General features: G+C 40.9%; 25 protein-coding genes and 4 pseudogenes. 26 read left to right on the top strand and 3 right to left on the bottom strand.

All coding sequences use genetic code 11. The features are described 5' to 3' along the window. Positions 1-24: 24 nt before the first annotated feature. Together ACESZG_RS00635 and ACESZG_RS00630 are read right to left on the bottom strand one after the other, a co-directional pair. The gene (locus tag ACESZG_RS00635) at positions 25-1,467 is read right to left on the bottom strand and encodes a DUF4367 domain-containing protein (RefSeq protein ID WP_161234050.1); all 1,443 of its coding nucleotides are present in this window, start codon (positions 1,465-1,467) and stop codon (positions 25-27) included. Further along, on the bottom strand, positions 1,464-1,943 hold the full coding sequence (locus ACESZG_RS00630) for a sigma-70 family RNA polymerase sigma factor (protein WP_161234049.1): 480 nt from the start codon (positions 1,941-1,943) through the stop codon (positions 1,464-1,466). The genes ACESZG_RS00635 and ACESZG_RS00630 overlap by 4 nt, the downstream gene beginning before the upstream one ends. A 304-nt stretch (positions 1,944-2,247) precedes the next feature. Here ACESZG_RS00630 and ACESZG_RS00625 point away from each other — a divergent pair. From ACESZG_RS00625 to ACESZG_RS00600, 6 genes and pseudogenes are all read left to right on the top strand, one after another. Next, a pseudogene (locus ACESZG_RS00625) lies at positions 2,248-2,466 on the top strand (abortive phage infection protein); the annotation flags it as partial. Positions 2,467-3,223: 757 nt separating this feature from the next. Next, positions 3,224-3,454, top strand: coding sequence for a CPBP family intramembrane glutamic endopeptidase (locus ACESZG_RS00620; protein WP_334296937.1), 231 nt, complete (start codon positions 3,224-3,226; stop codon positions 3,452-3,454). Between the two features lie 179 nt (positions 3,455-3,633). Beyond that, positions 3,634-4,293, top strand: coding sequence for a response regulator transcription factor (locus ACESZG_RS00615; RefSeq protein ID WP_161234048.1), 660 nt, complete (start codon positions 3,634-3,636; stop codon positions 4,291-4,293). Between the two features lie 2 nt (positions 4,294-4,295). Continuing rightward, complete coding sequence (locus ACESZG_RS00610; RefSeq protein WP_118571116.1) at positions 4,296-5,555, top strand: cell wall metabolism sensor histidine kinase WalK; 1,260 nt, start codon at positions 4,296-4,298, stop codon at positions 5,553-5,555. A 110-nt stretch (positions 5,556-5,665) separates the two neighbouring features. Beyond that, complete coding sequence (locus ACESZG_RS00605) at positions 5,666-7,048, top strand: DUF6034 family protein (RefSeq protein ID WP_161234047.1); 1,383 nt, start codon at positions 5,666-5,668, stop codon at positions 7,046-7,048. A 123-nt stretch (positions 7,049-7,171) separates the two neighbouring features. After that, the gene (locus tag ACESZG_RS00600) at positions 7,172-8,965 is read left to right on the top strand and encodes a DUF4209 domain-containing protein (RefSeq protein WP_373217357.1); all 1,794 of its coding nucleotides are present in this window, start codon (positions 7,172-7,174) and stop codon (positions 8,963-8,965) included. 246 nt (positions 8,966-9,211) lie between these two features. Here ACESZG_RS00600 and ACESZG_RS00595 read toward each other — a convergent pair. Continuing rightward, positions 9,212-9,616 (bottom strand): annotated as a pseudogene (locus ACESZG_RS00595) (SMI1/KNR4 family protein); the annotation flags it as partial. A gap of 317 nt (positions 9,617-9,933) precedes the next feature. On the opposite strand from ACESZG_RS00595, the gene ACESZG_RS00590 reads away from it, so the two are divergent. The 20 genes and pseudogenes from ACESZG_RS00590 (at position 9,934) to ACESZG_RS00495 (ending at position 23,047) form a co-directional block, all read left to right on the top strand. Next, positions 9,934-11,073, top strand: coding sequence for a hypothetical protein (locus tag ACESZG_RS00590; protein ID WP_059085802.1), 1,140 nt, complete (start codon positions 9,934-9,936; stop codon positions 11,071-11,073). Positions 11,074-11,321: 248 nt separating this feature from the next. Continuing rightward, a complete protein-coding gene (locus ACESZG_RS00585; RefSeq protein ID WP_015525019.1) occupies positions 11,322-11,738 on the top strand; it encodes a YjdF family protein in 417 nt (138 codons plus the stop codon). A gap of 124 nt (positions 11,739-11,862) precedes the next feature. Beyond that, complete coding sequence (locus tag ACESZG_RS00580; RefSeq protein ID WP_161275914.1) at positions 11,863-12,195, top strand: DUF3784 domain-containing protein; 333 nt, start codon at positions 11,863-11,865, stop codon at positions 12,193-12,195. 53 nt (positions 12,196-12,248) lie between these two features. After that, complete coding sequence (locus ACESZG_RS00575; RefSeq protein ID WP_118571112.1) at positions 12,249-12,629, top strand: mannose-1-phosphate guanylyltransferase; 381 nt, start codon at positions 12,249-12,251, stop codon at positions 12,627-12,629. A 205-nt stretch (positions 12,630-12,834) separates the two neighbouring features. Beyond that, positions 12,835-13,512: a response regulator transcription factor gene (locus ACESZG_RS00570; RefSeq protein ID WP_055053976.1), complete on the top strand. Its 678-nt coding sequence runs from the start codon at positions 12,835-12,837 to the stop codon at positions 13,510-13,512. Beyond that, positions 13,505-14,404: a sensor histidine kinase KdpD gene (locus ACESZG_RS00565; protein ID WP_161275915.1), complete on the top strand. Its 900-nt coding sequence runs from the start codon at positions 13,505-13,507 to the stop codon at positions 14,402-14,404. The genes ACESZG_RS00570 and ACESZG_RS00565 overlap by 8 nt, the downstream gene beginning before the upstream one ends. Before the next feature lie 135 nt (positions 14,405-14,539). Further along, positions 14,540-15,211, top strand: a complete 672-nt coding sequence (locus ACESZG_RS00560) for an ABC transporter ATP-binding protein (RefSeq protein ID WP_055053974.1) — start codon at positions 14,540-14,542, stop codon at positions 15,209-15,211. A 15-nt stretch (positions 15,212-15,226) separates the two neighbouring features. Beyond that, positions 15,227-17,872: an ABC transporter permease gene (locus ACESZG_RS00555; protein WP_118331581.1), complete on the top strand. Its 2,646-nt coding sequence runs from the start codon at positions 15,227-15,229 to the stop codon at positions 17,870-17,872. 173 nt (positions 17,873-18,045) lie between these two features. Then, positions 18,046-18,165: pseudogene (locus ACESZG_RS00550) on the top strand (hypothetical protein); the annotation flags it as partial. 11 nt (positions 18,166-18,176) lie between these two features. Beyond that, positions 18,177-18,518, top strand: a pseudogene (gene tnpA, locus ACESZG_RS00545) (IS200/IS605 family transposase); the annotation flags it as partial. Next, complete coding sequence (locus tag ACESZG_RS00540) at positions 18,515-18,658, top strand: helix-turn-helix domain-containing protein (protein WP_207664659.1); 144 nt, start codon at positions 18,515-18,517, stop codon at positions 18,656-18,658. The pseudogene tnpA and the gene ACESZG_RS00540, both read left to right, overlap by 4 nt. Before the next feature lie 14 nt (positions 18,659-18,672). Then, complete coding sequence (locus ACESZG_RS00535; protein WP_008707455.1) at positions 18,673-19,617, top strand: RNA-guided endonuclease TnpB family protein; 945 nt, start codon at positions 18,673-18,675, stop codon at positions 19,615-19,617. Positions 19,618-19,803: 186 nt separating this feature from the next. After that, positions 19,804-20,136: a DUF6054 family protein gene (locus ACESZG_RS00530; protein ID WP_373217353.1), complete on the top strand. Its 333-nt coding sequence runs from the start codon at positions 19,804-19,806 to the stop codon at positions 20,134-20,136. A gap of 415 nt (positions 20,137-20,551) precedes the next feature. Further along, a complete protein-coding gene (locus ACESZG_RS00525; RefSeq protein ID WP_306505404.1) occupies positions 20,552-20,803 on the top strand; it encodes a hypothetical protein in 252 nt (83 codons plus the stop codon). Positions 20,804-20,923: 120 nt separating this feature from the next. Next, positions 20,924-21,172: a hypothetical protein gene (locus ACESZG_RS00520; RefSeq protein WP_373217351.1), complete on the top strand. Its 249-nt coding sequence runs from the start codon at positions 20,924-20,926 to the stop codon at positions 21,170-21,172. A gap of 56 nt (positions 21,173-21,228) precedes the next feature. Next, positions 21,229-21,516: a hypothetical protein gene (locus ACESZG_RS00515; RefSeq protein WP_128865949.1), complete on the top strand. Its 288-nt coding sequence runs from the start codon at positions 21,229-21,231 to the stop codon at positions 21,514-21,516. A gap of 96 nt (positions 21,517-21,612) precedes the next feature. After that, on the top strand, positions 21,613-22,158 hold the full coding sequence (locus tag ACESZG_RS00510; protein WP_119253968.1) for a Uma2 family endonuclease: 546 nt from the start codon (positions 21,613-21,615) through the stop codon (positions 22,156-22,158). Continuing rightward, positions 22,155-22,328 carry a hypothetical protein gene (locus tag ACESZG_RS00505; RefSeq protein WP_173697178.1) on the top strand — a complete coding sequence of 58 codons (174 nt, stop codon included), beginning with the start codon at positions 22,155-22,157 and terminating at the stop codon, positions 22,326-22,328. Before ACESZG_RS00510 ends, ACESZG_RS00505 begins: the two co-directional genes overlap by 4 nt. Then, entirely contained in the window at positions 22,325-22,498 is a 174-nt protein-coding gene (locus tag ACESZG_RS00500) for a hypothetical protein (protein WP_008703579.1), read from the top strand. The genes ACESZG_RS00505 and ACESZG_RS00500 overlap by 4 nt, the downstream gene beginning before the upstream one ends. 33 nt (positions 22,499-22,531) lie before the next feature. Next, positions 22,532-23,047: a Uma2 family endonuclease gene (locus tag ACESZG_RS00495; RefSeq protein WP_373217348.1), complete on the top strand. Its 516-nt coding sequence runs from the start codon at positions 22,532-22,534 to the stop codon at positions 23,045-23,047. Positions 23,048-23,056: the final 9 nt, after the last annotated feature.

Below are 23,056 nucleotides of genomic sequence, written 5' to 3'. Positions count from 1 at the left end.
AATGGGATCATAAACGATGACACATTATTGGCGAATATCTACCAGTCCCTTTTTCAGTATATATTCAGAGAACTCATACGAAGCTCCGTCCCCAGTCATATTCAGATACAGATTTTTGAGGTCGCTTTCATTTACGATCCAGGCCATGTTCAGCTGCACACTTTCGCCTGGCTTTATAGAGGAAATGTAGTTTCCACCGTTGCCATAATTTTCAGAGACGCTATAATATACCATTCCCCCTGTCTTTGCCACGCCGGCCCAGCTAATGTAGTCATAGCCATCGCCGGCCTGTTCTGTTGGAATGTAAAGCTGTACTTTTCCATTTTCCTTAGTCAGGGTCAGTAAAGCACCAAGATAAAGCATATGGTCGATTTCCTCATTTGAATGATTGGTATAGGTAACTGTAACATAGACCAGCTTCTGGTTCACTTCCTCCGACTTTACAATTTCATCCAGGGAATCGATTCCGTCGCCAGACTTCACATAATTCAATGTGTTTGTAGATAGCTTTCCATCAGCATCAATGGCTTCCGCCCATTCTTGCGGTATTTTGTCCGGATCGAGAAGCTGAAGATCATCAGAAATTTGAACAGAATCTACCTTTGCGGAAATCGTTTTTTCCAGATATTCACCATTTGTGTTTTCACCAATCACATCCAGATCAAAGGTGTCACCAATTTGGTAAATAGGCAGTTTTTTCTCATTTACAGAAGTACTTATTTCATCATTATCAGCTTCTGTCTTTTCAGATATCATCTCTCCGCTCCATGTAGGCAATCCGGCGGTCTTTACCATAGTCGTGTTTCCCTCGATCACCAGATTCTCTGCAACTTTTATGGCTTCATCCTTTGGCACATCATCTCCGATGTAGATCATAAGCACACGATATAAATCCGGGCAGACAAGATAAATTCTCTGGTTAAGAGCCCCGCTTTCGGTAATGCTATTATATTTGAGATATATCCCCTGGTATTTCCCAAATGTACGCTCTTCACTATCAATAACATTCTGATCCTGTACTACCTGTCCCAGATCATTTTTATCCAACAGGACAAATGAAAAACTGAACCCGCCAGTCAGGTCATGCTCAGGATATTGGAGATGGTACTCGTCAATCCAGCTCATGCCCTCCGGAACATATTTAGCAGACAGATCTACCTCTGGGACCTCATCTGGAAGCGCGGTTTTCTTTACTGCATCACCAGCATCAATTTTGACTGAAACACCATAAGAACCCTGTTTTTCCAAAAACCAGTGATACAGATTTACTCCTGCATATACTGCCGTGGAAACTGCCAGTGCACACACAGCTGCCACTGCAGCAACTTTCGGAGCTGTCCATCGTTTTCTTCTTCGCAGATTCGACACTTTATTATTCGCCAGCTGCTTTGCCACCTCATTTTGAATCATATTATGGATAAAATCCGGTGTTTCGGGAATATCGTTTTTCATATCTTCTAATCTCATATTGACACCTCCTGTAATTCCTGCCTTAATTTTCCTCTTGCCCTTGCAAGTCTCTTTTGAACGGCACCCTCCGATATTTCAAGGATCTGGGCAATTTCTTTTACACTGAAATCTTCTATGTAGTATAGAATAACGGGTAAACGCAGTTCCTCTTTTAAGGACTTTACGGCTGTATACAATTCACTGTAATTCTTTGTTTTTTCTGATTCCGGTTCCTGTCTGTCAGCCAGATTTTCCAATGGGATAAATTTACTGGATTTACGCACAAGGCTGTAACATTCGTTGATTAAGATACGGATTAACCAGGTTCGGGCATAGTTATCGTTTTTTAATGTACCGACGTTGGAAAAAGCCTTCACAATTGTTTCCTGAATAGCATCAGCACAGTCATGGTCATTAAATAAAATTGTTTTTGCAGTTGAGTATAATTGTCTTTCTGAATCCAGGATCAGAGATCCAAGTTGTTCCTTTGTCATTTAAACACCACCTCTTTTTTTGCCAGCCAGCATTTTCTTTACATCTATTAGACGTGCAGAAATCAAAAATATCCCTAATAATTTATTCTTTTTCTTATAAATGGACAAGTTCGTGGTTTTGCACAAAAAAAGATGTCTACTTTCGATAGTATTCCATAACGAAAGAAATAAAACAAGCATTTGCAAAAGGATATTTTTAAAATTAGATTTGTTCATGGGTGTTATTTGTGATTACTTTCATGCTAATGTGTATTATCATATTAGCATGAAAAAATATATGGTTCAGTCTGAAAGATTAGAATAAGCTTCTCATGGTGTGTATGTATTACCGGATACGTGAACAGATGCGATGTACCTTTTGCATTTATGTTGTAGCCAAGCTGTATTTTTTCATGAAACTGCATTGTTTTTTCATGATTTAACAGACAGAGAGCCTTTGAAATATGTCATAATAGTAAGAACTGGATATAATCCAAGTCGCTTGCAGAAAAACGGTTTTCAAGTGTATACAGTAAAAAAAGAAAAGCTCACCAGCGACAAATTCAGTGTTTTTCAAGGGCTTGCAAAGAATTTAGCGTAAGGTCCAGGTAAGTAATAGCATTGGTTATGTGTTGAAAATGTCTGAAAAAATGATGATAATAGCAATATAAATATTAAAATAAAAAATAATATAAAAATTGTTTCACTATAGAGAAAAACATAGTATAATACAATCATAAGAAGTTAGAAAGGGGTGCACTGCCATGCTGAGAAAGTTGAATTGTTTTTTAAACATCGTTATCGGTTCATTCATAGGAGTTTTCATTGGGTTCGGAATTTATAAGTTTTGGCATTTTAAAACCTATCCAAATCTATATGTCATGCAATCTGCACCGTGGTACACAGAGTTACTGTTGGATGGTGCCTTGGTGGCTGTTGTGGTGGTCGTATGTATTATCCTAAAACTGATTATTTGGAGAAAGTTAAAGTTATAAATTTCTATTTACCTGATTCACGAACAGTTTAATAACAAATTTACATAGTATTTTATCCCAATGGTTAATGTGCTATTTTTATACAACAAAAAGAGAAACGAAATGTCACATAAATTAAAAGCTAAAGGGAAAACGGCTTATCCGTTTTCAGAATTGGCGGATCCGTCTGCTAATAAGTGGTTTACAAATCAAAAAACGTGGTAAGAGAACTTTCATAATTCTGTTCAATTTTGTCTATGTTTTCAAGAATCCTGTTCATGTACAAATGCAACTAAATTAGAGTATAATAAGGGAAATCGTTGAAACATTATAAATATTGTTGCCGCTGTTCTTATATCTACTGGATTATTTACATTTGTACATGGTGGTGCTTTTGAGGCAGGAATACTTCCTGTACTAAATGTTATAACAATGAGTCTTTTCGTGACGGCAGTTTTGGAATACACGGAATCCTTAGTTGCTCCGATTGTAATCCATTTTTTATGGAATGGAGTATCGTTAGCAGAAGAATATCCGCTTGACTGTTTGGATTTGTAATGGCAAAAAAAGAAAAGGGATAAAAATCTATAATTTGAGACACACTGTGTCCTGAATTGAGCTGGTCACATTATCGTGTCTTGATGCGTATAAATGATGAAAAGGCAAGAACAAATACAATGTAGACTTGGGATATAAAAAACTATACTATAGAAAAAGCGTTAGAGGTGGCATCAGGAATGAAAAATAAAATTTTGGTGATAGAAGATGACCGCGCAATTTCAGAATTGCTGTGCATGAACCTGGAGGCAGCAGGGTATGAGACTGTGGCAGCGTATGATGGGGAAGAAGCCCAGAGGCTGCTCTTATGGCAGGAGGACGCGGACCTGGCAGTGGTGGATATCATGCTGCCGGGAAAAGACGGGTTTGCACTGATGGAGGATTTTAAAAAGAAGGAGCTTCCGGTGCTCTACCTGACTGCAAAGGATGATGTGGCTTCCAAGGTGAAGGGATTAAAGCTGGGTGCGGAAGATTATATGGTAAAACCTTTTGAGATGCTGGAACTTCTGGTACGCATTGAGAAGGTGCTGGAGAGGACGGGACGGGCCAAGAAAGTCTTAACGGTTCGGAACATCCTGGTGGACATGCAAAGCCATCAGGTCTACAAAGACGGGCTTCCGGTAAGCCTAAAGCCAATGGAATATGACCTCTTTGTGATGCTCCTGCAAAATAAGAACATTGCGCTTGGAAGGGAAGAACTGTTAAAACGGGTCTGGGGAGAAAACTACCTGGGGGAAAGCAGGACGGTGGATGTCCATATCGGACAGCTCAGAAAAAAGCTGGAACTTTATGACGAGATCAGGACGATCCCGAAACTTGGATACCGTCTGGAGGAATAGGGATGAAGCTGTGGAAACGAACGGTACTTCTTATGCTGGTAACGCTATTATGTGCCCTGATCCCAGTGGGAACGCTAAGTCTTTATATCACAGGAAAACGAAGCCTCAATAATGCTGCAGAGACCTACGGAAGACAGCTGGAAAATGGCAAGGTACTCCTGGAACAATTTTGGGATAATAGCAAATATGGGCAGATGTCCGAGACTGGAAAGCGGGCTTATGTGGGCTTTCAGTTCCAGCGATGCTGTGGGGAAGGCATGGCCCTGATCGACCGAAAAAGCAATGCCGTCATTGAAAACCTGACAGATTATAAAGTGGTGGGGCTCGAAAACTTAGGCTTAAAGGATGAAGGAGATCCGTATGCCTACAAGATACAGAAACTGGGACAGAAATACCTCCTTCTCCAACTGGAATCATTATCCAGACCGGAAGGATACGAAGTCCTCTCTGTCCGGGAAGTTACAGGGCTTTTTGCAGAGCTTAGACAGACCGCTGTCTGGTTTTTGGGAATTTATCTGGCTGTGTTCCTGATCGCCGGCCTTTTTATTTATATGATGATGCGAAGAACTGTGGAACAGATGGAGAAGCTACAGGAAGTGGCAGAGAAACAGGAGCTGCTCATGGGGGCACTTTCCCATGAAATGCGTACCCCGTTAACGTCCATTATCGGGTATTCGGATACCCTGCGCCATGTAAAGCTGAAAGACGAACAGAAAGACCGGGCACTGGAACATATCAACAGGGAGGGAAAACGCCTGGAGGCTCTTTCTGGGAAGATGCTGCAGATGCTGGGGCTTTATCAGAACCATGCCATACAGATGGAAATGACCACGGCAGGTGACCTTTTAAACCATGTCATAGACATGGAAAAAGAACAGGCAGAAAAGAAAGCGGTGCACCTCAAGATGGAATGTGAAGCCTTTTCCATGAAAATGGATCCGGCCTTGATGGAAAGCCTTCTGATAAACCTGATCGACAATGCCCTAAAGGCTACGGATGCCAGTGGAAGCATTTGGGTAAAGGCTTATGAGAAAGCTGGAAAAAAGATCTTTGAGGTGTCAGATACCGGAATGGGGATCCCGGAGGAAGAACTGGGAAAGATCACAGATGCATTCTATATGGTGGACAAATCACGAAGCCGAAAAGAAGGCGGATCCGGACTTGGGCTGGCACTCTGTGTGAAGGTGGCTGAAATCCATGGCGGATGCTTGAAAATCGAAAGCAGACAGAGAGAGGGGACCACGGTAAGAGCCATCTTCTGATTTACAATTTGTTTACATCTTGATGAATACATCGGCGAAGCAATATGGTACTCTTTTCTCATAAGAAGAGGGTACCTTTTTTAATACCGAAAGGAAAGGATGGAAAAAGGATGAAGAAAATAAAAATGTTTATGGGAGCCGTTCTGTGTATGAATCTTTTGACATTATCCGGATGTGACCATGTTGTCCAGTCTGCTGTTGTGGAAGAAAAGGATCAGACAGAACAGAAAAAAGAAGAGAAAAAGGAGACAGTTCAGAAAACCGTTGCCGAACAGGTACAGGCACCGGAAACATACCAGACAACGATCCAGGCAGATCTAAGATCAGCGGACCGGGAGGATAAAGAAACCCCGATGAATTTTACCCTGACAGCAGATGCATCGGTAAAAGTGCCGTATGTAGATGCAATCTGTTTAAAAAAAGTAAAAAGAGTGGCGATTCCTGAAGAAGAACAGAATAAAATAAAAGACACATTCGGAAAAGGACAGCCCATGCAGGAAGAGAAGAATGAGAACGAACAGGCGGGGACATATACAGTAGATGGACTGACCTATCGGTATTCTTATACACAGAGTGAGCAGGTATCGGATGTGGAGGAACTTGGATTTCAGATAGCGAAGTTTAGCTTTGACGATTGTGGGGACATGACCCAGGCATCAAGTGAGAAAAAAGAAAGGGAAGAACGCTTTCAAAATTATATAAAGGCAGGAAGCGGGAAAGTGTCTGAAAAGGAAGCGAAGGAGAAGGTTTCAGGTCTTGTGTCCGGAGACTGGGAGATATTTGAAAGTTCCTCAAAAGCACTTACTGAAGGAAGCACTACCCTGGAAAAAGATGACTTCATTTTTGAACGGATGATAGACGGGGTTCCGGTTAATTATGTGAGGGAAACCTCTTTGCCTGTTAATGAGCAGGCTCTTGAATGGGAAAACGAAGATGGAACACTTCATGAAGGACAGTCTGAAGGATGGGAAAATGAAGTATTGACGATGGACTTTTGCAGTGGGACACTTCAGAGTTTTCTGCACAGAAATCCCATAGAAGCATCGAATGCTTCCGATGAGAGGCTGTTCTTACTTCCTTTTGATGAGGTCAAGGATATCTTTGAAAAAACGATCACTTTGCAGGTCATGACAGAAGACAGGAATCGGATGATATCTGTCGATGGAGGAAGCCACTACCGTTATCCGTCCATTGATGCACAGAGTGCGGAGATAACCATAACAAAGGTACAGCTGGGTTATATGTGCATGCCAGACAGTGAAGGCAGCGATACCGAAGCAGTCCTGATCCCGGTGTGGGATTTTTATGGAACCTGGACATCCAAAGAGCCAGAGTATGAGTACGGAAATGGGGAGGATGGACTGGTCATGGGAGATGTGATAATGGATGATGCAGGTGTTCCACTTCTTACGATCGATGCACGGGATGGAAGCGTAATACAAAGGATTCAGGCTGGATGGGCGGCTTCTATGGGCTCCAAGGATATAAAATAGAGTGTGAATTTCAATTTTTAATTAATGATGACAGAAAGACCTGGATTTTCAGGTCTTTCTGCTTTACAGGAAAAAGAAAAATACGTTATACTTTTCCTATAGAAAAAGGTTGGAGGAATATGTATGGCAGAAAAAATGGCAGAGCAGATCGCAGAGATTTTAAAAGAATCTGATTATCATACGGTAGAGAAGGCACTGGCAGATTTCTGCAGACCGATGGATGGGGAATTCAGGAATCTTCTGGTGGATATTATTGTGGAACGATGGATCGATACGCCTAAAGACGTACCGTTTTCCTATGCCCGCAGCATTTGGAATCGGAAAGATATAAATAGAGAAGAGTATCAGGCATTGCTGGAGGAAATCCGAAGCTATCCCATCGCACCGATCAACAAGGCAAAGATATCGGATTTTTTATGGGTTGTGGAAAATGATTTCTCAAATGCTAAAATAGCAGAAACGGCTTATTGCGAACACTTGAAGAACACCGGTGCATTTGCAGATCATATCATGGCTATAAACCGGATCTTGTTTATCTCTAAAAAAATGCGAAGCAAGGAAATCAATGAAGTGGTGCGAAAGAATCTGCTGATAAAAGTATTAGAAGAGTATGATAACAGCAGCCATGCAAAAATTGGATATTTGATAAAAACTGCCATGGAGGAAAAAGTGGATACAGGATATCTGATCCCTTATGTGGAAAATATCTTGAAAACCTACGATGATAATAGCTGCGATGCACCGCTCATTGGTAAGTTTTGTGATCTGTTGGAAGAACTCTATTGCAGAAAAAATAACTGGCAGAAGAAAAAGTGTATTACTGAACCTAAACTGATTGCGATACGAAGACGTAAGATTCAGGCTGTCCGGATGGAGGCTGAATATGCCGGGGGCTCTTCCAAAGGAAATTTAATGAGAAAGATTCACTATTTGAAAGAGGTTATTCAGTTGTTAAAGACCATACAGGGTACGGAAGAAGAAAGAAAGGCACTGTTGCAGGAAATAGCACAGATAGAAGAAGCTTCTCTTTCGGAGATGATGGTATGGAGTGATAAACAGGATGCCAGTGGCATTGTAAAAGAACTGTTCCGTCAACTGGAGGATCTTGATAAGGAAGAAGCACTGTGTTATTTTGCTTCATTTCTTCCGATTCCGGAAAGAGAAAGGGTAAAGGATCAAGTATTAAATAGGACTGGGATCCTGCACACGATATTTCCAGCGGCAATCCTTGGAAAAGGAGGAAAATTAATTGCTAAAAGCAGGCCTGTGAAAAAGCACGATGGAACAATTGATGAAGGAGCTCTTAAGGATAATATGGAGCGGACAGCAGCCATGGAGATGGATTATTTTGCACAGATCCTGGTGAGAAATACGTTTGAATATATTCGTTCCAGATTTGTGATCGAAGAGAGTGATGTAAAAAAGATTGTAGATGTAAGTTGTGCGATTCCGGAGGGGAGAAAAGAATCGTATACCAAGGGTCTTATGTTTGGCTTTTCAGGAGATTTTTTGACGGCGCTAAGTATCCTGATTCCACAGATAGAAAATGCAGTAAGATATCTGGCAGTGGAATGTGGAGAACCTGTTTACAACATGAATGAAGAAGGGATTGAAGAAGTAAAACCAATGCACGCTGTCTTAGAATTGGAAGGAGTAAAAGAAAGCCTGGATGAAGACCTTATATTTGCTTTAAATACGATTTTCTGTTCAAAATTTGGATTTAACATGCGCAACAATGTGGCACATGGAATGCTGGATGATCAGGCATTCCAGAGCTTCAAAGCTTTGTATATCTGGTGGTTTGCACTGAAATTTTGCTATCTATTCTGCGGAAAATTACAGGAGGAGAATAGAAGTAAAATAAATAAAAAGCTGAAACAGCTGATGGAGAAGAAAGATAATATGGATGAGAATTAATATAAAATGGTTGGACGGATGGTATGGTTTCCTTAAAAAGTGTTCGGAAGTACCTGGCAAGCATAGCGTTTGGATATCAAAACGCACTTTGGGGACGGCCTCAACCCCCGGAATGTGTAGCACTGAGAGTAAATCTATAAATATAATATGAATTATAAAAATACTCCAACTTATTAGTAGTCAGAGTGTTTTTCATAAGCATATATTTTTTCTATAAAAAAAAGTAGAGAGAAAGTATTTTGGTAGTTACGGATTTAAGAAAAACCAAAATTCATGTCCCTGGCATACAATATATCGCTCCAGCCATTCATTAAAAGGAAGGTTAAAACGATCGGTGTCAGGAGCGGGATAACATAAATAATCGTCTCTACCTTCTGATACAGCCTGCAAATTCATGGTTATATCACCTATATCTTGCAGACAAAGAATGGGGAGATGATATGTGAATTCTGGATCAGATAAAATAGGTGTATTATTCCAAAATTCTTTTTGATTAAGAGCTTCTTTTAAAGAGTAGATGGTACAGCTGACTAGAGAACTACCCTCTTCTCCACAAAATAGCTCCATTCCATTTGAACAAGATAAAAAGGCTTTATACGAAGCGGGAAGTTTCATGTTAGGGAAATATTCTTCAAATAACTGAAATTCTTCAGAGGATACAGGTGAGTAAAATTTACGAGTATCTCTATTTTGAAGTTTTCAGTATAAAATTATATAAATATATAATAAAATTTATTTATAAGCCCCCAAAAAGGACAATAAGAATCTTCAGACAGAAATACTACGTAATTGTCGAAAAAAATATTCAAATTGAGTATCTATATTTTTCAGTAAGAAGAGTTCAATAGTAAGTTCAAATATCCTTGCAGATAGCAATATCATCAGAAAAAGTGTATAATTACAAGGAAAGAATTGATGAAAAAATTTATCTATGCAGAAAAATGTTGATGGATTGAGAGGTGATAAGTGTGAGAATTGATAAGATTTGTAAAACGTGTGGATTTGACTCCAATGGTGTGTGTGGCATGTATACCACATGCAAGGAAGGCGAAGAGTGCGATGACTGGGAAGCTTCTTTGGAGTATTATACCGAGATTACGAAAAAAGCACCTTGGTATATTAAGAAACCTTATGATCAATGTAAAATAAGTTATGAAAAATTTCTGGATCTTTTACAACAGGATGAACAGGGAGTCGGTGTAGAAATAAATATTTATGATGCGATTGAAAAAGTATATGAATTAAATTCGGTAGAACTAGCAGGGGTGTTAGATGTATCTATGGGAGTGTTGGGATATGCCAGCACTCAAAGAACGATACCAAAGAGAAAAAGACAATTTTCAAGCAGGCTACATATTCCGGAAAGCTTCTTTGATGAGTTTTTATCTACACAACTGGATGCATTAAAGAAATGTAGAGAAGAATTTCGTGATTGTTATGGGGACGAGCTGATAGAAAAATTTAAGCAAAATGGTTATGCTGCAATGGAAGCAAAGATAGAAAAACAAAATGCAGTCGATAAAATAAAAAATGAAAAGTATAGGGAAGAAAACCAGAACAGATATCAGTATAAGGAGAAGACAAAAATGTACCATGATCTATCTGATGATTACAAATCCAGGGACTATGTGATTGCGATAACCTTAAAAGAAGGCGATTATTATGGAAATATATTCTATGAATACAGCTCTGGAGGATATGGCTTGTCTGTGGACATAATGGAAGATATTTTGCAATTTATTGAAAATCTGGATTGTGAAGAAATCAATGAGTTAAACGAGGAAGGTCTCTTAAATAATAATATAGCCTTGCAAGCAGACATAAATGGCAAGGATATTCATTTTGAACTGAGAAATGATGCAGGAGAAAAGCTCGAAAAGACAATCCCGGAAGATGAATTGCAAAAATACATTGTTGGTTATGAAATGATCCGGTGCGATGGACGTGGAATGAAAAAGGAACGCAGAAAATGTGGTTCCTGCGAAAATTTTACACCGATAGAAGGCTGTGCAAAAGGAAACTGTTCTGTTAGAGGTGATATCATTCAGAGAAGCAGAATTATATGTTCCCATGATTATGTGTTGAAAGCAGATAAAGTATTATGTTAAAATCGTCTCGTACTATCAATGGAAAAGATGATTGTATAGATTTACTATAGGAATTAGAATATATAAATTGTAAGGATATATTGTGTGATATTGCACTTTATATGATAAAAACAAGATAAAAACGCAATGCATATTTTTAAGATATGCTAGAGCTGGTAGGTAGCCCAGCCGTCCTATGTAAATAGGGTAAGTAACCTGCCCCTCCGGGTTGTCCATTCTTTGTTCAATTCATTTTAGGAGGGATTTTTATGGACAAAACAAATGGAAAACTGACGGTATATTTTGAAGAACCATTTTGGGTAGGCGTATTCGAGCGTATTGAGGATGGTAAATTATCTGTAGCGAAGGTAATATTTGGTGCAGAACCAAAAGATTACGAAGTGCAGGAATATATTCAACAATACTATTTCAGTTTGAAATTCAGTCCGGCTGTTGAAACTGTTGTAAAGGATATAAAAAGAAATCCGAAACGGATGCATCGAGAAGTAAAAAAGCAGACAATAGGGACAGGTATTGGCACAAAATCGCAGCAAGCATTGAAGTTACAGCAGGAACATAACAAACAGGAGCGTAAAGAGAGAAATCGCAAGAAAAAAGAGGCAAAAGAACAGCGAATGTTTGAGTTGAAACAGCAAAAGAAAAGAGAAAAGCATAAGGGGCATTAAAAGCCTCTTGGGCTTTAACTCAAATCGGAATTGACCGAGCGCATTGGGCGAGAGATACTTCTTGTTTGAATGGCAAGAAGATGGAATTGAGAGTTTAGAAAATTGGAATTCAAGGAGCATATAGATGAAATTAGCAGATTTAGCAACAGGTTCTGATTGGATAGCGTGGATTGTCTTTGTAATATTTGCTGCACTTTCTATAACTTTACTTTCTGGACACGGAAGCTGGTTTATTTCTGGATATAATACAGCTACAAAAGAAGAAAAGGAAAAATATGATGAAAAGAAGTTATGCAGAACAATGGGAATTGGAATGTCTATTATAGCAATTCTTGCATTAATTATGGGCGTGCTTGAAAATATTTTGTCTGCATTTTTTGTATATATTGCATTGGGAATTATTTTGATTGATGTCGCGGTAATTATCATTTTGGGAAACACGCTATGCAGAAAGTAATAACTTCCAGTTAGTTGAGATGTTGCAAAATTTGGAATCAGGAGAGAATAAGAATGATTAACAATTTGATGTACATTGAATTAAAAACGGGATATTCTGATGATGGTCCGGCATGGATTGGATATGTCAAAACTTCAAAAAGTAAGAAAACAATCTATTTTAATGACCATGCCTTTCAGAAAAATATCGGTAACTATGCAAATTATATAGATATTGAGAATGGTGATAAATATTGGATTTCCGGACTGAAAAAGGAAGAGAGCAATCGTCATTGGGCAGGACATGGAAAGATTATGATTGATCGTAGAGCTGTTAATGAATACCTTTTCCTGATTGGTGAAAAGGAATTGCCATTAAATCTGTTTGAAGTAGTTGATATTGAAGATAGATTTCCGGTTAAAAGAGTAAAAGAATTATTGAATGAAAAGAAATAGCAATGCCAGCAGTCTTGCAATATTGAGAATAAAAAAATGTGACATTCTTACATATGCGTGCTAATATGAATATAGAAAAAGAGTACTACTGATAGACGGTTAGTCCACATACTTATTGAAAATAACCGTTCACGCTGGGGCGGTTATTTTTGTGTCTTGTTATTAACTTTGCCGAATACCTTTGAGGAACGAGGGAGTGAGATATATGGAGCAATTATTGATTGTTGAAGATGATATTGGTTTGAATCAAGGTTTATGCAAAGCACTGAAAGTAGATGATCGGAAGGTTATTTCCTGCAAAGACCTGAAAACGGCGAAGGAGCAGCTGCTTTGCGGCGGTGTATCCCTGATCCTGTTAGATATCAATCTGCCGGATGGCAGTGGGCTTGAATTGCTACGGGAGGTCAAGGAAACCACACCCGGGATTCCTGTTATTCTGCTGACTGCCAATGATACCGATCTGGACATCGTGGACGGACTGGAGAGGGGCGCTGATGATTACATTACCAAGCCCTTTTCTCTTTCGGTTTTGCGGGCAAGGGTGAATACCCAACTGCGAAAGCAAACGTCAAGCCATAAAAATGCACCGATCCATATTGATCTTTTTCACTTTGACTTTGAAGCAATGACCTTTTATGTGGGAGATTCAAAAGTGGAATTGAGTAAAACAGAACAAAAATTACTGCGTCTGCTTGTTGAAAATCGTGGTCGAACCATGACCCGTGGAGACCTTGTAGACAGGATCTGGACAGATGGTGCTGAATATGTGGATGAAAATGCTTTGTCTGTTACGATCAAGCGTCTGAGGGATAAGCTTGGGGCACAGAAATACATTAAAACCGTCTATGGAATCGGTTATAGCTGGGTGACAAAAGATGAATAAAACCGGCATTGTGATCATACTGCTGTGTTCTCTGGCGGCGGCAGCTGTTGTATTATGGGAGCGGAGAAAGGCCAGAAAAACGATGGAAGAAATCGAAAGGATGCTGGACGCTGCCATGACCGGTTCTTTTTCTGAAATCACTTTTGATGAAAGCCAGCTGTCTGCTTTGGAAACAAAGTTTGCACACTATCTTTCTGCCGCAGAAGCATCTTCTCGAAATATGGCACAGGAAAAAGACAAAATCAAATCCTTGATTGCGGACATTTCGCACCAGACGAAAACGCCGATTGCAAACCTGCTGTTATACAGCGAGCTTTTGATGGAGGAAACTCTTCCTGCATCGGCAAAGGAAAACGTGGAGGCACTGTACAAACAATCGGAAAAGCTACGATTTCTGATTGATTCTCTCGTAAAACTTTCCAGACTGGAAAATGGGATCATTTCACTTTCCCCTCAGCAAGCATCACTTCAGCCGCTGCTTGAAAGCGTAGTAGAACAATATGCCGCCAAGGCTTCTGGAAAAGGATTATCCATATATCTGTACGATACAGATATTTCCGCTACATTTGACTTCAAATGGACAGCGGAAGCACTGGCTAATATTGTAGACAATGCCATCAAATATACGGAGCATGGAACAATCACGATTTCTACCGTAAATTACGAAATGTTTACAAGGATCGATATATCGGATACCGGTTCAGGTATCCCGGAAAACGAGCAGGCAAAGATATTTTCCCGTTTTTATCGTTCAAATGCTGTTCAGGAACAAGAAGGGGTTGGCATCGGCTTATACCTTGCCCGACAGATTATATCCGGTGAGAGCGGTTATATCAAGGTTGCTTCCGTTCCGGGAAAAGGAAGTACGTTTTCCATATTTCTGCCGAAATAACAACAATTCTATCAAAACTGTTAGATTTCATTTTCTGCCGGAAAGAATGTGGAAAGAATCCTATGCGATAATCTGTATGTATCAAAGGATCATTTCCTTTCATACATACAGATTTTTTCATGGAGGTACTCGTTTATGGAGGTTTTACAGGCAAAAGACCTGAAAAAGATTTATGGCTCCGGTAATAACGCAGTTCATGCGTTGGATGGAGTTGATTTAAGTGTGAAGAAGGGAGAGTTTGTTGCAATTGTCGGCACATCCGGATCCGGAAAATCCACGCTGTTGCATATGCTGGGCGGGCTGGATCGCCCTACAAGCGGCACGGTCATAGTGGACGGACAGGATATTTTCTCCCTGAAGGAGGAAGCGCTGACCATCTTTCGCCGCAGGAAAATCGGCTTTGTATTTCAGAGCTACAATCTTGTTCCGGTGCTGAATGTATATGAAAATATCATTCTACCCACTGAACTGGATGGCGGAAAGGTAAACAAGGCTTTTGTGCAGCAGATCGTGCAGACGCTTGGACTGAGCGACCGTCTGGATGCCCTGCCCAATCAGCTCTCAGGCGGTCAACAGCAGCGAGTAGCCATTGCCCGTGCGCTGGCGGCAGCACCCGCTATCATTCTGGCAGATGAACCCACCGGCAATCTGGATTCCAAAACCAGCCAGGATGTATTGAGCCTTTTGAAAGTCACCAGTCAAAAGTTCGCCCAGACAATCGTAATGATCACTCACAACGAAGAAATTGCGCAGATGGCAGACCGCATTATCCGTATCGAAGATGGTCGGATCGTCTCCCAGAACTAACGGGAGGTGGCTACGATGAATGTCAAAAATCGAAAATGTATTCGAAAACTCAGCTTAAAATCTCTTTATGCGAACCGTCGTCGCAATCTGATCGCCATTTTTGCCATTGCGCTGACAACGCTGCTATTTACGTCCATGTTCACCATTGTCTTGTCGTTGAACGCCAGTTATGAAACCTACCAGTTTCGGCAGGTAGGCGGCTATGCGCATGGCACCTTTAAGGATGTTTCCCCCGAGCAGGCGGAACGCATCGCTGCCCACCCAAAGGTAAAGGCTACGGGGGCACGGAAGGTAATCGGTATCACTGCGGAGGGGGTCTTTGCCAAAATACCGGCAGAGATCAGCTACATGGATGCCAACTGCACTAAATGGAGCTATGCCACCCCTACTACCGGACGGATGCCCGAAAGCGGCAAAGAGGTAGCCATGGATACGGCAGCGTTGCAGCTGCTTGGCGTAACGCCGGAGCTGGGCGCCGAGGTCACGGTTTCCTATTCCATTACGGACAAGGATCAAACCGCCTTTACTGTAACAGATACCTTTACGCTGGTGGGCTATTGGGACTATGATGAACTAATGCCTGTTCATTACATCAACATCAGCCGTGATTACGCAGATGACATCGAAGCGCAGGCAGTGAAAACAGGTTTACAGCCTTTCCGCACCGATTTGAATGTCATGCTGACCTCCGGCACAAACATTCAAGGGCAGATGGAGCAGGTGGATACCGATCTTGGCTACACATGGGACAGCTATACTGATCCCAACAGCGTCCGGATCGGCGTCAACTGGGGATATACCTCATCCCAGCTGGAGTCGCAGCTCGATCCAGAGCTGATGATCGCCATAGCAGCTTTTTTGCTGCTGGTGATTTTCACGGGGTATCTTATCATCTATAACATTTTTCAGATCTCTGTTGCAGGGGACATCCGGTTTTACGGACTTCTGAAAACCATTGGCACAACGCCCCGGCAGCTCAAACGCATCATTCGCCAGCAGGCACTTCTGCTTTGTCTGATCGGCATTCCGGCGGGGCTGCTGCTGGGCTACGGCATCGGCGCTGTTTTGGTGCCTGTTGTCTTGCACTCCATCCAGTTGAATACAGGCATCACCACCATCAGCACTTCGCCTGTGATCTTCCTTGGTTCTATGCTGTTCGCCTTGTTGACGGTGCTTTTGTCCTGTTCCAAGCCCGGAAAAATGGCAGCCAAGGTCTCTCCGGTGGAGGCTACCAAATATACGGATGTGATGCAGACCAAGAAAAAACGGCGCAGCATCCGAGGAGCAAAGCTCCATCAGATGGCCTTTGCCAATCTGGGACGAAACAAGAAAAAGACGGTACTGGTGGTGTTGTCTCTGGCACTGTCGGTGACACTGTTCAATGCGCTGTGTGCCTTTGTGGGCGGCTTCAGCATGGAGAAGTATGTATCCTCCATGACCTGCGCCGATTTTATCGTCAGCACTCCCGACTATTTTCGTTATAACCCAGCAGATGAATTCATCACGCCAGAACAGATCGGAGAGATCGCAGCAAACACAAAGGCCAGTCTTTCCGGCACGGGATATGCTGTGCGAAAACCCGCATATCTGTGGATGACGGAGGATGCTCTGCGGCAGGACTATGCAAGGTACGAAAGCGCCGAGCAGTTGGACAGCCATATGAGCCGCATGGAGCACCGGGGCAATATGGTGATGGGAGATACCAGAATCGAGGCTCTGGATAACAGTCTGTTTGACAAGCTGCAAGTGCTCGACGGAGATATTTCTCCTATGCTGGAGCCGGACAATAACGCCATTGCCATTGCGGTTTCCTTAGATGACTACGGTAATCTGCTCAATCCTGAATACTACCCCAAGGTGGGAGACACGATCACGGCTACCTATGCGGATGATGTGAAATATATCGACAGCCGCACTGGAGAACTCCGCACCGAAGATACACCGGAGGAGTACCGTCAGAAAAAACTGTATGGAGCCAGAGATGTAGAGTACACGGTCTGCGCCTTGGTAGAACTTCCGAATTCCATGAGTTATCGTTATAGCGGCGTTGGCTATGATGCAGTTTTGTCTGTGGACACCGCACAGAGGGACAGCGGTGGTGCAGCCATTCCGATGCTCTACCTGTTCGACACAGCGGACGAAGTTGACGAGGCCGAAGCAGAGCAATATCTGTCAAAGCTCACGGCCGGTGAGTTTTCGCCCTTGATGTATGAAAGCAAAGCCACGGTTCGCTCTGAGTTTGCTCAGTTCCGGCAGATGTTCCTTCTGATCGGTGGTATCCTTTGTGCTATCATTGGGCTGGTGGGACTCTTAAATTTCTTCAACGCCATGATGACCGGTATTCTTTCCCGCCGCCGGGAATTTGCTGTGCTTCAGGCTGTAGGAATGACGCCCCGACAGCTCAAAACCATGCTGATCTACGAGGGGTTGTTTTACGCAATGTCTTCCGTATCGGTGGCCTTTGTGCTTTCACTGGCGGTGGGACCTCTTGCGGGGAAAATGCTGGGCAGTATGTTCTGGTTCTTTGAGTATCGGTTCACCGTTCTGCCTGTCCTGCTGACAATTCCGGTATTTCTTCTGCTTGGGTGGCTGATTCCTTGCATGATGTATGATAACGCAGCGAAATGCAGCATTGTAGATCAGTTAAGGGATGCTCAATAATTGTTAAGCCCCAAATAGCCCTCTGTCAATGAAAAGGCTGAGGGCTGGAATTCAAATAATAATCAAAGTGACCATTACACTGGCCAGCGGCAAGAAACAGGTCATTTCCGTTACTGTGCAAAAAACAACAGTAAGAACAACAAAGATCACCGGACTGAAATCAAGCGTGACTGTTGCAAAGAATAAAAAAACTTACGCTGAAACCGGTCATCAGCCCGATCACTTCCCAGGAGAAAGTTACCTACAGTTCTTCAAATAAGAAGATCGCAACGGTAAGTTCCAGTGGTGTGATCACCGGAAAGAAAAAGGGAACAGAAAAGTTATCAATGATCCAATTTCAGAAAGAGCAAAAGAAATATGGGAATATATTGCACCCCGATATGGAATTGTTTTGGAGGAATGGAATCATGATATTGACCATGTGCATGTAATGTTTCGTGCACAGCCTAAAACGGAACTCAGTAAATTTATCAATGCATATAAAAGTGCCAGCAGCAGGCTGCTGAAAAAAGAGTATCCGGAAATCCGGGAAAAACTTTGGAAAGAAGCATTCTGGAGTCAGAGTTTCTGCCTTTTGACGGCAGGAGGCGCACCAGTTGAAGTGATCCGTCAATACATCGAAACCCAGGGAGAGAAAAAGCATTGAACATAGCATATCGTTTCCGGATCTATCCAACAGAAGAACAGAAGATACTTCTGGGAAAAACATTTGGCTGCTGCCGTTTTCTGTATAACCAGATGCTTAATGACAAGATCCGGGAGTATAAAAAGACGAAAAACTGTTAAAAAATACACCAGCCATGTATAAAAAGGAGTATTCATTTCTGAAAGAAGTAGATTCGCTGGCACTGGCAAATGTTCAGCTTCATCTGGAGAAAGCATATAAGAATTTTTTCCGTGATCCCAAGGTTGGATTTCCACGTTTCAAGTCAAAACATCACTCCAAAAACAGCTACACAACAAATGTAGTCAACGGAAATATTCTGGTAGAAGATAAGCGGATCCGGCTTCCCAAATTAAAATGGATCTCCATGAAAAAACACAGGGAGCCTGCAGAAAACTGCTGTCTGAAATCAGTGACAGTCAGTATGGAGCCGTCCGGAAAGTATTTTGCAAGTCTGCTGTATGAAGGATACAGCTGCGAAAACCAAGCAGCAGATGAAGATTACAGCAATGCCAAAATACTGGGGATTGATTATGCGATGCAGGGGATGGCAGTGTTTTCAGAAGAGATTGAACTTGAAAAAGCAGGATTCTTCAGAAGAAATGAAAAAAGGCTGGCAAGGGAGCAGCGTAAACTGTCGAGATGTGTAAAAGAAAGCCGCAATTATGTGCGGCAGAAAAAGAAAGTTGCCAGGTGCCATGAAAAAATACGAAACCAGAGAAAGGATTATCTGCATAAACTGAGCCGCAGGATCACAGACCAGTACGATATAGTCGCGGTAGAAGATATTGATATGAAAGCAATGGGCCAGTGCCTGCACTTTGGGAAAAGTGTACAGGATAATGGATACGGGATGTTCCGGAATATGCTGGATTATAAGCTTGCCTGGAAGGGAAAGAAATTAGTAAAGATAGACCGCTTTTTCCCTTCAAGCAAAAAATGCAGTAAATGCGGAAAGATAAAAAAAGAGCTGGGATTATCCGAAAGAGTATACCGCTGCACGTGTGGAAATGAGATGGACAGAGATCGAAATGCAGCGATCAATATCCGTGAAGAGGCAAGAAGGATGCTGGCAGTATAAACTGTCCGTATCCGGACAATAAGTAAGAAAATGCGCCCGTGTCCGGGCAAAAGAATCGCGGGGCACGCGAGGATAGCTTGTAGATACTTGGCTCAGTAGAGTCATTGAGCAAGAAGCCCCCACTTCAAAATCTGGGATTTAAGTGGTGGGAGCATGTCACACAGTTGAGAAAAGGAAGGTTTGTGTATGGCAAAAATAGAAAGAAGCATAAATGAAGATTTCGATCAGTTACTTTCAAATATCGAAAACGGAATATTAAATAGCAGTATATCAGCAACTTTAGAAGGTGCCAGTGATTTTCAAAGTGGGACTGCGCGTTGCAGTGTTCGTATTTTTGAACGTTACAGCTATGCTGGAGGAAACAGAGTGAGTCTCAATATTACACTTTTTCAAAACGGTGAAGATCCTGTTCAACTTTCTGCAATTACGGCAGGAGGAAGCCAGGCTGTGTTTTTCAAAATTAATACATTAGAAGAGGAGGCATTTCTTGATAAGTTGATTGAGCTGCTGGATGTGTAACTTTCTTTTGAAGATAATAAATGCACTGGATTGATTGCAGTATTTTATGGAATCGATATAAATATCAGCAGCCCATCACAGCAGTATATAAGCAGTAAATCTTGAAAAAGGTTTGCTGCTTTTTTGCGCTAATTCCCTTATGAGCTTATTTGCTTAAAGGGGAATCTGATCCATATACTTCCAGCATAGACTTGTAATTACCTGGGTCTGTTTGGGTAAAGTTGATTTTATATAGTGAACATTTAACTTCGTTTGGAAAAGTTGTGTTTTAACAGGAATTGTAGAAGAAATGAAAATTGCAGAACAAAAAATATGAGAGCCAGACGCGTAAGACACAGAGCCGTTAATCCTGATAGTTAAGAAATATTCAGGATTATCGGTTTTTGTTTACAATCATTCGAAAGGAGACTAAAAAATGGGAAAAAGTAATATTATGATTCGTTTAGAGAAAAAGGAAGAACATCAGAAAGTAGAAAATCTGATAAGAGAAAGTTTTTGGAATGTATATCGTCCAGGATGCCTTGAGCATTATGTATTGCATCAGCTCCGAAATGATCCGGCATTTGTTCCAGAACTGGATCAGAGCAATGGTAAGTGCAGCTATGAAACAGATAAGAATCTTTTGGACGATTATCTGAAGTGGTTTTGTGAGGAAAATGCCATATGATAAAGAAAAAGAATTTATCGAATTATTGCGGTAAGTGACCTTAGTGCATCGAATGCACCATCGCATCAGTTATGGAATCAGCTAAGCAGTCTGTACAATGTATGTACTCTGGTGTGTGCAATGATGGTATGTATAGGCATTCAGGGTAAGAAAAACAGACTCCTGCAGGTAGGCATTAAGATGCATATTTTTTCGACAGTGATAGTTGTTTTATTGTCCATAGTATCTCTGGTTTTGATTATTATTGCCGGAGCAAAGGATAAAAGCTCTCGTTCTTATGGCATTTTTGCAGCAATCTCTCTTGGTATGAATTGCTTGCGTCAGCAGGCGGAGATATGTCTGGATATCCCTAGAGTGATTCACCGGTAGAAACTATTGAAGCAATTATTGATGTTGTGCAGCTTCCGGAAAATGAAGAAAATATAGTGGAAGACCAACCAACAGAAGCGGTTGACTCGGATGCAGATGACAATGAAAACCAAGAGGATTTTTCAGAAGAAATTGAAGACGAGGATACTGAATCCAGTTTAGAAAATGAAGATTATCCCGGAGAGGATGTAGTTGAAATTATAAATCTGCGGGGAGAAACAACTACTGTTTATAAGTTAGTGGATGGTCGTTACATGGATTGTACTAATACTGTCTATATTTATGATGGAAAAGACACATGGACAGATACAAATGGTGTGGAGTGGAACCAGGAAGTGATATAGTTTTGTCAGTTTTGTCAGAATCAAAAAACAGGTTGCTGAATAGGCATAATCTATATTATAATATATTTATAGCTAAGCTCACTTGGAGGTGATAACATGCCATTATTGAAAGAAGAAACCTATACTATAGATGATATATATGCTTTACCAGATGGAGAAAGAGCAGAACTGATTGATGGTCATATGTATATGATGGCACCACCAAGCCGAAAGCATCAGCGTATCTCAACAAGACTTGTCAGTATTATTGATCGTTATATTGAAGAACATAAAGGAAAATGCGAGGTCTATGCTGCACCATTTGCTGTTTACTTGGATGAAAGAAGTAATACCTATGTAGAGCCAGATATTTCTGTAATTTGTGATCCAGATAAGCTTGATGATAGAGGATGTAAGGGCGCACCTGATTGGATTATTGAGATTGTGTCACCTGCAAGTAAGAAAATGGACTACCTGTTGAAGCTTCTGAAATATCGTTTCGCAGGTGTTAAGGAATATTGGATTGTTGATCCTGAGAAGAATCGTGTTATAGTATATAATTTTACCGGTGATGAAAGTGTTAATGATTATACCTTACAGGATTTTGTTAAAGTGGGAATCTATGAAGATTTTGTGATTGATTTCGGAAGTATGGAATTATGAGTGATAATATGACAAAACGTGCAAAAGAATATATGAATGCAGATTTCGTATACGAGGATTATAAAAATCTGGCAGAAGCACAGAAAATAGCAGACGTAGAAGATGTGACAGCAATTTCGGAACGATTAATTAAACAGAATATGGAAGCATATAAGGAGCTTACTAAATGATAATTTTGAATAAAGAACATAGGGAGATTTATTCAAGAGAAGTTACCAGAGAAATACCAAACAGTGAGACTATATCTGCAATTAATGAAGTACAACAGATGAAACAGAATCCTTCTCTAGGAAAATCGTATACAGATATAGACAAAATGATGATAGACTTGACAATATAAAAAGCTTTATTTTCATCGAAGGGAGCATATAGAATGGATTGGAATTTAAAGATTACAGATATGGCAGGTGCTACACCAGAACATTCATCAGTTATTGTCAATTTTGTGGCTGCGGTCAGATATCAGTTAAAAAACAGCACTTGTTATGTTTATTCCGATAATGTACAGTACCGTTTTAAAGATGCTGAGGGAAATAATAAGATAGTCATTCCTGATGCCTCTATAAACTGTCGTACTAAATCCAGGAGAGGGAATACATTTATAGATGCCCCACGCTTTGTTATGGAAGTTTTATCTCCATCAACCGAAAAATATGATCGTACAGAAAAGATGGAATTATATGCGCAACAGGAGATAGAGGAATATTGGATTGTTGATTGGCGTACAAAAACAATAGAGATTTATGAACTGGACTATGATGAGAATGATATTCCCAAATATTATCTCTGGAAAACTATTAGCGAAGAAAACAAGGATGAATTAAGATTGGTTCATTTTCCCAATATTAAGATAACCTTTGAAGATCTGTTTGATGAGATTGACTACTAAGATATAGTA

The sequence above is a fragment of the Blautia sp. Marseille-P2398 genome (assembly GCF_964240315.1).
In the GTDB taxonomy this organism is placed as follows: domain Bacteria; phylum Bacillota; class Clostridia; order Lachnospirales; family Lachnospiraceae; genus Blautia_A; species Blautia_A wexlerae.
This window is presented reverse-complemented; position numbering and strand designations above follow the sequence as displayed.